This window comes from Pontibacter beigongshangensis (assembly GCF_014332515.1).
In the GTDB taxonomy this organism is placed as follows: Bacteria; Bacteroidota; Bacteroidia; order Cytophagales; family Hymenobacteraceae; genus Pontibacter; species Pontibacter beigongshangensis.
This window is the reverse complement of record NZ_VFSD01000007.1, coordinates 187269-199337: the sequence shown is the minus strand read 5'-3', so window position 1 is coordinate 199337 and position 12069 is coordinate 187269. Positions and strand designations below refer to the sequence as shown.

Annotated in this window: 9 protein-coding genes; 1 reads left to right on the top strand and 8 read right to left on the bottom strand. The window is 51.8% G+C overall.

The window, feature by feature from the left end:
* Positions 1-87 precede the first annotated feature (87 nt).
* On the top strand, positions 88-903 hold the full coding sequence (locus FJM74_RS08220) for a sugar phosphate isomerase/epimerase family protein (RefSeq protein WP_187262106.1): 816 nt from the start codon (positions 88-90) through the stop codon (positions 901-903).
* Positions 904-966: 63 nt separating this feature from the next.
* On the opposite strand, the gene FJM74_RS08215 is transcribed toward FJM74_RS08220, so the two are convergent.
* The 8 genes from FJM74_RS08215 to FJM74_RS08180 form a co-directional block, all read right to left on the bottom strand.
* Positions 967-2043, bottom strand: coding sequence for an L-rhamnose/proton symporter RhaT (locus FJM74_RS08215; RefSeq protein WP_187262105.1), 1077 nt, complete (start codon positions 2041-2043; stop codon positions 967-969).
* Positions 2044-2458: 415 nt separating this feature from the next.
* The gene (locus FJM74_RS08210) at positions 2459-2911 is read right to left on the bottom strand and encodes a MaoC family dehydratase (RefSeq protein ID WP_187262104.1); all 453 of its coding nucleotides are present in this window, start codon (positions 2909-2911) and stop codon (positions 2459-2461) included.
* Positions 2912-3042: 131 nt separating this feature from the next.
* Positions 3043-4119: a Gfo/Idh/MocA family protein gene (locus FJM74_RS08205; protein ID WP_187262103.1), complete on the bottom strand. Its 1077-nt coding sequence runs from the start codon at positions 4117-4119 to the stop codon at positions 3043-3045.
* Between the two features lie 31 nt (positions 4120-4150).
* On the bottom strand, positions 4151-5395 hold the full coding sequence (locus FJM74_RS08200; protein ID WP_187262102.1) for an ABC transporter substrate-binding protein: 1245 nt from the start codon (positions 5393-5395) through the stop codon (positions 4151-4153).
* Between the two features lie 331 nt (positions 5396-5726).
* A complete protein-coding gene (locus tag FJM74_RS08195; RefSeq protein WP_194349964.1) occupies positions 5727-6890 on the bottom strand; it encodes a CaiB/BaiF CoA transferase family protein in 1164 nt (387 codons plus the stop codon).
* Between the two features lie 197 nt (positions 6891-7087).
* Entirely contained in the window at positions 7088-8254 is a 1167-nt protein-coding gene (locus FJM74_RS08190; RefSeq protein ID WP_187262101.1) for a CaiB/BaiF CoA transferase family protein, read from the bottom strand.
* Entirely contained in the window at positions 8251-9402 is a 1152-nt protein-coding gene (locus FJM74_RS08185) for an ABC transporter substrate-binding protein (protein ID WP_187262100.1), read from the bottom strand. Before FJM74_RS08185 ends, FJM74_RS08190 begins: the two co-directional genes overlap by 4 nt.
* Positions 9403-9552: 150 nt before the next feature.
* A complete protein-coding gene (locus FJM74_RS08180; RefSeq protein WP_187262099.1) occupies positions 9553-11889 on the bottom strand; it encodes a DUF5703 domain-containing protein in 2337 nt (778 codons plus the stop codon).
* Between the last annotated feature and the right edge of the window lie 180 nt (positions 11890-12069).

Below are 12069 nucleotides of genomic sequence, written 5' to 3'. Positions count from 1 at the left end.
ATCTACCATCTTTTAAAGCCTCTGGAAGGGCAAAATCATTAGAATAATTCACGCAATCATTCAATTGCTAAATCAATCATTTAAAATATGGAAGTAAAGTTTTTTTGTCCGCGCTGGGGCTGTGAGAACCTGCCCTGGGACGATTACCTGCAGAAAGTAAGAGCCGCAGGCTATGATGGCGTAGAATGCGCCATCCCGAACGAGATGACACACGCGGAACTGAGCGAGATATGGGAGAAAGTGGAACAGCATGGCCTCGAGATCATTCCGCAGCATTACGCTACCTACGAAGCCGATTTTGCCCGGCACCACGATATTTTTGCGGGCTGGCTCGAAAAGATGCGCCCCTTCCCTGCCCTGCAAATAGACTGCCAGACCGGCAAAGACTTCTTCTCGTTTGAGCAGAACAAAACCCTCATCGACCTGGCGGTGGAACATACCAACAGCACAGGAGTGGAAATATACCACGAAACGCACCGGAACAAATTTGCCTTTGCCGCGCACATCACGAAAGAGTACCTCCAGAAGATACCTTACCTGAAAATTACGCTCGACGCCTCGCATTGGGTAAACGTGGCGGAGTCGTACCTCGAAGATCAGCAGGAGGCGCTGGATCTGGCTGTTTCGCGCACGGAGCATATCCACGCACGTGTAGGCTACCCCGAAGGGCCACAGGTGCCGGACCCGCGTGTGCCGGAGTGGCAGGAAGCCGTGCAGCACCACCTGGCCTGGTGGGACGAGGTGGCGAAACGGAAGAGGAAGGAGAACAGTGTGCTCACCATCACGCCGGAGTTTGGCCCTTACCCCTACATGGTTGCCCTGCCCTTTACGCAACAACCCATCACCAGCCAATGGGACGTGAATGTGTACATGATGCAACTGCTGCGGGAGCGGTACCAGTAAGGGTGAAAAGCATCGGAGGCTTCAGGTAAACCCGAAGCCTCCGATGCTTTTATTAGCTAAAGTTTAGTGGCCGCTGCTCACATTCACCTCTCCCATTTCAGCCTGCCCTTTTACCGTGCCGTAGGTCATAATCAGGAACGACGTGCATAGGATGACCAGGGCCCCGATCAGCAGCAGGTACGTTCTGCGGGAGGCATCTTTCCATTCTTTCATGATCACACCCACTATAAAGCTGAAGAAGATGAGCATGGACATGTGGATAAGCCAGCTGGCAAACTGGAAATTGCCCATTTTTACGTGCCCCAGGCCATAAAAAAAGAACTGGAAACACCAGAGGGTTCCGGCCAGGCCAGACCACATAAAGTTTTTCATAATAGCAAACCGGCTCAGGCCACTGCGCCTGCTCGACATCTCTTTCAGGTTGCCCTGCCGGATGGCCAGCACCATAAACCAGACCAGGTTCACCACAAAGCAGCCCGCCGTAGACACAATCAGTTTGGCGTTTCCTTCAAAATGGCCGGCACCATTGGCCGCGGCCATATCGGCGATGGGCTGCCCGTACTCCAGCGAGATGTTAAAGACTGCGGAGAGGATGCCGCCAATGACCGTCAGAGCCAGTCCTTTCTTCATGTCGAAGCGCTGCGCCTCACCCATCTCTTTTTCGCGCTTAAAGCCAGCCCAGCCGCAAAGTGCCACACCCAGCATCGAAACAGTCATGGCCGTCAGGATAATGTCGCCGCCCGGCCGCTGGAAATACTCCATCACCTCGCCGCGCAGCAGCAGCGGCGTAAGCGTACCGATAATGGCCGACAAGCCGATGGAGATGGTGTAGGTAAGGGAGTAACCGATAAAGCGCGTGGCATACCCGAACGACATGCCGCCAAAACCATAGCAGGCACCCAGCAAGAAGGCCCCCAGCACCACATCGGAAGGCGCATTGGCCAGGATCGTGAAAAGGTCGGGTACCGTAAAAATGCCCAGCAGCGTGGGCACAATTATCCAGGCGAACAGCGACTGCACCAGCCAGAAAGATGTCCAGGACCATTGCTTGGTTCTGTGGAAAGGCAGGTAACAGGTAGAGGCGGAGATACCTCCAACAGCGTGCAGGGCTGTTCCGGCAATCGGGTTAGGTACTATCATGGTTAAGGTAAGGGTCGGGGTTTGGGTGCTATGCCAGTTGCAGTAAAATATACAACTAACGTTTACTCTAAGACGATTATTTTATGCGCTTTTACTCCTTCTGAGATATCAACGAAAGGTTATTCTGAGATTATGCCAGGTTAAAACACAGTAAGGGCATCTCTATTTATGAAAGCATCATTTATTAACGCATCTATGCCGCGAGCTTTCAGCTCGCGGCATAGATACATCTTATGTATGAGACTTAGATACCTTGTATACTTTAACTGCCTCGAATTATTTGAATGGATTTGCCCTTCCAGAGCACTTTATAGCTGCTAATGCCGCTGCTACTCATAATTGTTATAACATCAGAATGGACTATAATAAATAATGGCTTTTGGTAAAGCCATTATCTTTGAAAAGAAGTAGCTGCTTAAGCTGTTACTTCTTTTCGCTTGGCTAAAAGAATATGGTCGGCCACCATCACGATCTCGCCGCGCTGGTTAAAGACCTCCACATGCTCCACCACTTTGCCATACTGCGGCTTTTTGTCCTCCTCTTTCTCCGAAATGGTCACTTTGGTATGGATGGTGTCGCCGATATGCACCGGTTTTATAAACCGCAGCCTGTCGTAGCCTTTCGAGAAAGCTTCCGGGTTGATCTCGGAGGCTGTCTGCCCGATAGCGACACTAAAAATGAGAGTGCCGTGTGCGATGCGTTCTTTAAACGGCTGCGTCTTGCACCACTCTGCATCCATATGGTGCGGAAAGAAGTCGCCCGTCTGGCCGGCGTGCAGCACAAAATCTGTTTCGGTAATTGTTCTTCCCAGCGTTTCTCTGGTGTCGCCTAAAGTATAGTCTTCGTAAAATTGGGATCTGATATGCATAAGGGGCTTCGCCGAATTAAAATTAGATATATTGGAAAATATGCGTTGATGAAAGCGACAGAGACATTTCTCCTCTGGCGGCAATCAATGTATTGCTGAATCTATGATATAAGCTTTACCAGAAGCTTATATCAATTAAAAATGTTCTGGTTTATTACTACGCCACCCTGGTCGCTTGAGGAATAGGCACTTTCCACCACAGCCATGGTCTTGCTCACATCCTCCACGCTGGTCGGCAATATGGCTGTTTCGCCCTGTGCATAGCGCATCAAGCTCGACATGGTACCGATAAAGGCGTCCGGGAACCAGCTTCCTTCCAGCTCCACCGTTTTCCACTCCGGCTCCCGGCCTTCCTGCAGCAAGCAGTATTCAAACTTATCGGGCACGCCTTTCGGGTAATCGAGCAGGAGCCCCATTTTTGCCTTGATGGCTCCTTTGGTGCCCTCCCACTTTATAAAGCTCTCCTGGTTGTGCGGCCCGAAATTATGGTCGTGGTTGGTGTTGATCACCGCGTGCAGCGTATCGCCATAATCGAAGATAAGGGTTGTGCGCGAGGAGGAAAGGTTTTTATAGGGGTTGCGGAGCGTTTTGGCATAAACACTCTGCGGATCTCCGAGGAACGAGCGCATCAGGTCGATGTAATGGATGCTGTGGTACTGTATTTCGAGGCGCTCGTGCACCATCACATGCGGAAATATTTCCCAAGGAGTATAGGTCGTCAGGCGCACTTCCATGTCGTAAAGCTCGCCGATCAGGCCCTGGTCAATCAGGTAGCGTGCGGCACTCACATAAGGCGCAAAACGTAGCTGGCAGTTTATAGCAGCCTTCAGCCCTTTGCGCTGGCAAACGGCAAATATCTCTTTTGTCTGCTCAATATAGTCGCCCATGGGTTTCTGGATGAGCACAGGCGCCCCGTCGGGCAGCTTGTTCAGCACCTCCACAAACTGGTCGGGCATCAGCGTCAGGTCATACACGGCATTAGTGGGTGCTGCCGCCACCGCCTCCTCCACCGTATCAAACACATGCGGAATCTGAAACTCATCGGCCAGCTTCTGCGCCTTGGACCTGGTGCGGTTGGTAATCCCATACACCTCGAAACCCGCTTTTCGGTACGCTGGCAAATGCGCATCGTTCACAATGCCTCCTGCTCCGATAATGATAATCGGCAATGGGTTTTCGGGTAGTACTGGTTGGTAAGGTATCTCCATGTTCTGCTGAAAATTTAATTTAAACTGTGAATCACTGCCCCGTAAAAACCCGGTCTATCTGCTGCTGCCCCTCTTGCAGTATGGTTTCCAGGGGCTCATCGGCCTGTATGGCTTTCAGCACCACCTGGTCGATTATCGTGGCCGCTTTGGCCCAGTCAGCGTGCCGGGGCAGCGTGCGGGAATTCTGATGCAGCTCCTCTAACTTATGATAGTACGGCACCACCCGGTTAATTTCGGGGTCGTGCCAGGTAGAAATGCGGCAACCAATGCCACCGGCCAGGGTCAGGTTTTTGTCGTTTTCCTTGTTGATGGCAAATCTAATAAAATCGTAGGCAATATCCTGCTTTTGGCTGCCTGCCCCGATGGTGTACATCCAATACACGTTCAGCGAAGCACCTTTGCCGGTTGGGCCATGCGGGATGTCGGCAATGTCTACTTTGCCTTTTACGTTGGAGGTCGGGTCTACTTCGCACACAGCGGCAAAGCCAAACCAGTTCACCATCATGGCCACCTCGCCGTTGGCAAAAGCCTGCCCGGCCCGCACCGATTCAAACTCGGCGCAGTTAGGATGAACGGCTGTTTTATCTTTTAAAATACTGCGGTAAAACTCTAGTCCTTCGCGGGCTGCAGGGGTATCGATTTGAATGTTGCCGCTGGCATCCGTCAGCTCTCCACCGCGTGTCCAGAGTTGCAGGCAAAAATCGAAAACAGTGTTGTGGCCATCCGGGTAGGCGGCAAAAAGGGTTCCGTAGAGGCCTTGCTCCGGCCGCTGGAAAAAGCGCGTTACGGTCACAAAGTCGTCCCAGGTTTTGGGTGGTGCCAGCTCTTTGCCAAACTGCTTGCGGTAATTTTCTTTTTCCGTGGCGTCTTCAAAAAGATCTTTCCGATAGATCAGGCACTCCGGACCATCGTGAAACGGCAGCCCCACCACCTGCTCTCCGAACTGCTGCATTTGCAGGAGCGCATCAGACCAACCCGACGGAAACTCGTCAGGCCTGGCTTTCTCTATAAAAGGAACCAGGTCGGCGATGGCACCAGTAGCATGGGCCTCGGCAATCCAGTCGGTGTTAAGGTGGGCAATGTCCCAATCGCCGTTTTTAAGGCCGTTTTGTACAAGGGTTGCCTCGTGGAGTTGGTGCAGCTCCATCGGTATGGCCTCCAGTTGCAGTTCGCAGCCTGTTTCTTTACAATATGCGTCCCAAGTCTTCTCCAGGGCAGCCTCAAAAGGGCCAAATTTTCTGACGGCAAACCTGAGGTTATTCCTGTTTTCGGGCATATTTTATTGTTTTGGCAGTAAAGATGCGAAGTATCAACAAGTAAGTTATGATTTGTTGAAGTAATTATTCTAATGAAATTGCCCCTCAGGAGGCTTTAAAAGATAGTAAATATCAGATCTTAGTTATTAGACTTTTCTATCTGAATCATTCAATAGCCCCCCACCCCTAGAATTTTCAGGATGTGAGGATGTACTGCCACTACTTTGCTCGTGCTGTTCGCCTACTAGATCTTTTAAAGCTGACAACAACATGTGATCCTGCTATCATGGCAACCATTTTACCATGCGGCAATCGAATAATCAGCACATTAATATTGCCTGATCGAAGCTTTTATTTTCCGGTCGCGTGCTTCACCAGCATTTCTTCTATAATGGCGGCGGTGTGCTCGCCGAGTTTTGGGGCTCCTTTTTTGGAGAGCAGGTATTCGCCGTCTATCCGGATGGGGCAGCGGGTGGTGCGGTAGCGGTAGCCATCGCCCATGCTCACTTCCTGGATCATATCCAGCACCTTAAAGCCCTCATGCTTCATGAGTTTGTCCCAGGTGAGCACGTCGGAGCACCATACATCAGCGGGCTCCAGAATAGCCAACCATTCATCCGTATTCTTTTTGAGCAGGTGCGCCGCCAGAATGGATTTTATCTCATCGCGCTTATCGAACCACGAGGCTAGCTCCTGGTACTCCAGCAGCGGCGGACAATCCAGCAACTCCCCTAGCTGCGGAATGGAGGCCATGGCAATGGCCAGGTAGCCACTGTTGGTGCGGTAAATACCGTAAGGAGCTCCGAGGTAGGCGTGCGCGTTATTTTTAAGCGACCGTACAGTCGGCTCTCCCCCATCGCGGAAATAAGTCGTGATTACTTCGAACTGAAAATCTACGATAGACTCCATCATACTTACCTGCACCAGGCCGCCGGTGCCGGAAATGCCTTTCCGTACCAGGCAAGCCATCAGGCCCTGCGCCAGGTGTGCGCCTGTTAAAATATCTACCACGGCGATGCCCATGGGCACGGGACCTTTGTCGCCGTTGCCGCTCAGGCCTGTTAAACCGGAGAGCGACTGCACCAGCAGGTCCTGCCCCGGCTTGTCGCGCCACGGGCCTTCGTCTCCGTATCCGGATATTTCGCCATATACTACACCGGGGTTTACCTGTTTCACCGCCTCAAAGTCGAATCCGAGCCGTTCCATTACGCCAGGTCTGAAGTTGTGCATCACCACATCGGCCTGCTTCACCAGTTCCCATACCTCGTTCCTGTCTACCTCTTTTTTCAAATCCGCTACAAAGCTTTCCTTGTTCCGGTTGATGGCATGAAATACGGAGGAGTCGCCGTTCATGATCAGGTTAGACACGTACAGTTGCCTGCAAATATCTCCTGTGCCGGGTTTTTCTACTTTTATAACCCTTGCCCCTAAATCAGCCAGCCTCAAACTGGCCGAGGGGCCCGAGAGAAACTGGCTGAAATCTACTACTAATATATCTTCTAAAGGTTTTATCATGAGCATAACCGGGTATGGCCTCCGTTCTAGATAATGTATTATACAATATGCCGCTGCTTTTGCGTTAGTACACTACAGCTGCTGGTGTTACGTAAGGCGTAAAAGTTGCCCTTGCTGTAATTTACCTTTAGGCAACACCAGTTTTCAGCCTCTCCGAACAGTGGCACGTTTATTTAAGTTTGTTTTAATGAGCGGTATCAGGAAGCATTACCATAGCCTGCTGATAAATTAAAGTCTCTTTCTATTTCCTTTACATGCTCTCCTACACGAGGGGCGGGCTTAGAAGAAAACAGCCGTTTCCCATCAATCCTGATAGGGCAGCGTGTGGTACGGATTCTGTCGCCACCGGCAGTTACTGTTTCCTGCTCCATCTGCAGCGCCTTGTAACCGGCATGGTTCAGGAACTCCTCGTAATTCAGGATGTCGGCACACCAGATATCGGCAGGTTCCAGAATTGCCAGCCACTCGGCGGTGGTGCGCTCTTTCAGGAACAGGCCAAGCTTGTGCATAATATCGTCGCGGTACACAAACCAGGAGTCGCTGCCTTTGTACTCCAGCAGTTCATAGCAACCCAGTGTTGCGCCCAGGGTATCCAGGTCTTCCATGGCCAGCGCCAAATGCCGGTCTTTTGTTTTATATACACCATACGGGGCGCTCAGGTAGGCATGCCCGTTGCCACGCAGGGCTCTGTCGGGTAGTTTGCCGCCATCGTTCAGGTAGGTAGTAATCACCTCAAACTGGAAATCGATGATCGACTCCAGCAGGCTCACCTCTACCAGCGCGCCTGTTTTAGTTTTGCCTCTCCGGATAAGGGCGGCCAGTATGCCCTGCACAAAGTGCGCGCCGCATATCATATCGGCAACAGCCAGTCCAAAAGGCGTTGGGGCATCGTTTTTATCGCCGGAGAGGTAGGTTAAGCCGGAGAGCGACTGCAGCAGCAGATCCTGGCCCGGCTTGGAAGCCCAGGGGCCTTTGTTGCCGTAACCGGTTACCACTCCATATACTATTTTAGGATTGATGGCTTTTACCGTTTCATAATCCAGGCCGATCTTTTCCATCACACCAGGCCTGAAATTATGCGTCATGACATCGGCCTGCTCTATGAGTTTCTTTATTCGCTTCAGGTCTTCAGGGCTCTTCAGGTCGGCCGCATACGATTCTTTATTCCGGTTGATGGTGTGAAACACGATGCCATCGCCTTCGGAAAACAAGTTCTTGATAGAAATCTGTCTGCCACTTTCTCCTTTTCCGGGCCGCTCTATCTTTATCACCCTTGCGCCAAGGTCTGCCAGGCGCAAGCCTGCTGAAGGCCCCGCCATAAACTGGCAGAACTCCAGCACTACCAGATTTTCCAGTGGCTTCATTTTCTTGATTCTTTGTATAATTTATTAAGTTCGTTCAGCACATGCTCTTCGTTACCACCCTGCATCATGTAGTTGCGGATGGGCGTACCGCCATGGTCCTGGAAGTGCATGTAGCCTTTGTATCTGGGTCTTAAAAAAGCTCTGTCGAGGGTTGGCAGGGTCGCCTTCAGAAAGTTGGCCGACTGCCTGTTGGTTTCCTCGCTCAGCCAGGCGGCACGGTGCCCCGGCTGCCCGCCACTCGTAAAATATAATGTCTGCTGGCACTCCGGCGATGCCACAAAAGCAGCATACTGCATGGCCACCTCCACATGCTGACAGGTGGTAGAGACGGCCAGGCCTGTTCCGCCCAGCGTACTCCTTAATTTACCGCTGTTCCCAAAAGACACCACATCATGAAAATGCAGCAGCTCCCTAGCATAGCCCGGGCGGGAGTAGTTCGTATAGCCATAGGCAAAAGGGCAGTAGGCATACTTATCGGTGCGAGTCATGGCCTCGTATACCTTTATCGGGTTCCAGTCGAAGCAGGACTTGTCTACTTTCTGCGCCAGGTTCCGGAGCGTTTGTAACGCTTTAATGCCCACCTCTTTGCTCACCACTTCCTGCTGAGAAAGGAACGGTTCCTCCCCATTAGCAATACAGAACATGTAAAAGTTCATTAAAGTGTCAATCGGTATAGCCGGGAAAGCTACAAATCCTTCGTCAGCCAGGGCCAGCAGTTGCTCCCATGTCTCCGGAAGTTTCAGGTTATGCTTCTCCAGCAGGTCGGGGCGGCTGGAGGCTACGGGGGTGGCGGCATCTATGGCAAGTGCAAACTGATGCCCATCCCAGGCATAGCTTCGGTGCGAGGCACCTACGCTGTTGTCGGCCTGGTCCTGCAGGTAGGCTTCGGACAGGTGTTCATCCATCGGCACCAGCACCCCGTTAGCCGACACAAAGCCTGCCCAGGGGTGGTCAATCACTATTAAATCATAATCACTGGCAAGTTCGCCCAAGGGCTTATCAGCAAAATCCTGCAGGGAGCGTTTTACCCACTTAATTTCTATATTCGGATTTAATTCTCCGAAACGCTGCGCTGTTGCCACCATCGGCACCAGCCCTCTGCTATGATCCCAGGTAATCCCTGTTAATTTTACTACACCAGAAGACATAAATGTTCGTTAGTTATTACATTCAAATATAAATATAAAATTTATTTATAAAACAAATTAGGCGTATTAATTTTTTAAGTATAGTTTAAAGTGAATATGGATGTGGGCCTCTTCAGGTTTCTCCGGAGGCTTGCCCCAGGCTTCCCTTCATCATTGAATATTCATAATTACTATATCCTTTTGCCGCTGTTTTGGCGTTACTTTAAGCTGCTCAACTTTCCCGTTTACCAAACTGCCTTCTACCGTCGTGCTGTAGGGGGCGTGGAGTTTAAACTTTACATCCCAGGTAGTAGGCCATGCCGGAAAAAGATAAATTTTCTCTCCGTCGGTCTGCAGCAGCATCTCCTGCAGGCCTATCATGCCGGAGCCGCCCCAGTTATGGTCGGGCACCCAGTCCTGCCCCGGCCCCCAGAAGGTGGGAAAGCGGCGGTCGGCGTTGCCCAGTTTTTGAATGGTGATGGCGGCAGCCTCCTCGGTCAGGCCCAGGCGGGCACAGAAAATAGCATCCTGGTGCCAGCTGGTGTAGTTCCTGTTCTTGATGGCGTCGGTGTCGTACTTCCAGGTGTTGATGGCTACTTCGAGGTCTGGTTTGCCGATGCCGTACAGGCCAAACGGAAACACCGGGTACAGCTGTGGAATTTCAGTGTTCTGCATGCGCTCCCAGGTTTTAGCCGGGGCAATGGTTTTGTGGCCCTGCATTTCGCGGAAGCTGATGGGCGGCACCCGTTTCAGCATCTCCTCCCACTGTGCCCGGTCTTCTGCTGAGGCGTATTGCTGCGGCAGTTCCAGCAGGCGACCCAGAACGGCTTTAAGGCCGGCTATGGTAGAGGTAGCGTTATAGGCCATTTTAAAGGTTTCGGCTGCTGTGCCGGGATACAACACCAGGTGGCCGTTCTCATCAAGCTTTTTGGCCCCGCGCATGCCTGCCCGGTACTGGTAGTGCTCATCAAAGAAAGTAACGCAGCTCTCGATTAGCGGCATGTACTTGCTGATGTCTTTGCCAGTGTAGCGCTGCAGGTCGAGTATCATCAGGGAAAAATCAAGGGAGGTATCCCAGTGGTACTCCAGCCAGGCATTGTATTCCAGGCCGGGATCGAAACCTTTAGGGCGTTTGAGGCCATACTCTGTGTTGTTAGGCAAGCCGAAGTTCTCGATCTGCTCAGTAAACGAAGCCCCTTTATGGCCCCAGTAAAACTCAGACCGCAGCTCGGCGGTTGGCAGCAGGCGGTGGTAAAATTCGAACTGGGGCGGCATCATGTCAAAGTCGCCGCTTTTGAGCATGGGCCAGTACACCAGCCGCTGGTTCTGCGCCGTAAAGGTTCCGCCACCCCAATTGCGGTAGTCGGGCGTGAAAGGGTACTTCGGATCCACAAAAACGGGGTCTACAGTAAACAGCCCCCCGTTGAATTTGGTTGGATACGCCCCATAGGCATTGCAGGCGAGTTGGTAGCGGAACAGCTGGTAGTTGCGCCCCACCTGCCAGGGGTCTGCACCGGCATCGGGTTGGTCCGGATTAATCATTATATAGCTTCTTTGCCAAAACTGCTTCCACCAGTCCTGGCTTTTGCGGAAAGCTGTGCGTTCTGCCGACTTTGCTTCTTTTACGATCCGGTTCAGTCCATTTTGCCAGGCTGCCACATCAGCCACCTGTGTTATGTGCAGAAAAACCTCTATTTTATGATTCCGCTGTGCCGATTTGCTCTGCAGCTGCCAGGCCTGGAACGGCGTGTTTACATACTCGCCTGCTCTTACGCCCGCCGGCACCATGTTCGATCCACGCATCAGGCCACCAAACGTCAGCTGCTTCAGGGGGTTGAACAGTTGCCCTTTTACAGAATCCAGGCCTTGGTGCTGCACCGCCAGGTCAAAAACGGTAGAGTCCTGGTTGCGGTGGTAGAACAAGATATCGGTGCCTTTAAAATCGACCTGGTCTTTGTAGCTGATGGCCTTATCTTTTGCCCATTTCAGGGAGCTTGAGAATTTTTCGCCCTGCAACAACTCGCGGTCTTCGGTGCGCCAGTTTTCGTATGAGGCTGTGGCCTGCACCAGCTGGTTGCTGTTTACATCCAGATGGATCACGGGCCGGAAAACATCTACCCAGGCGGTGATGGTGGCCGTGTGCCTGCCTTTGGTGCCGGTTATCTCCACCAGCCCCTCCTGCAACTTCAGTTCCTGCTTAAAAGTGGTCCCCGCCTCAAACGGGTTGGGCGATAACTTTACCCGAACCCTTCCGAACTTCGGAAAAATGTTGTTCTCCTCGAAAGCCCCGCTTCTGGACATGTAAAAAAGCAGCTCTCCGTTCTCCACCCACACGTTTAGGCCAATGTCGCCTCCGCCGCAGGGCATCGACTCGCTGGCGTTCTGGCTCTGGCTATCCCAGACTACATTATACTGCTTTAGTTCGGGAGCCTGCGCCAAAGCAGAGCATGCTACCAGGTAAAGGATCAGAAATACGCCACAGAAGGTGGTCTTACGGGAGATGTTCATGATACTGTTTTGTTCTGAAACAATTAGTGGCTGTTTTAACACGTAAAATTAGTCATAACAGCACAGGAATGCTTGGTCTGCACTCAGTTTCTTTCTGCAGCGGGTAGTTGCAACCTGGCAGCTAAAACCCAGCACGCACTTTATAAAGGGTTTTCAACAGCATAGACCACACTTAAAGAT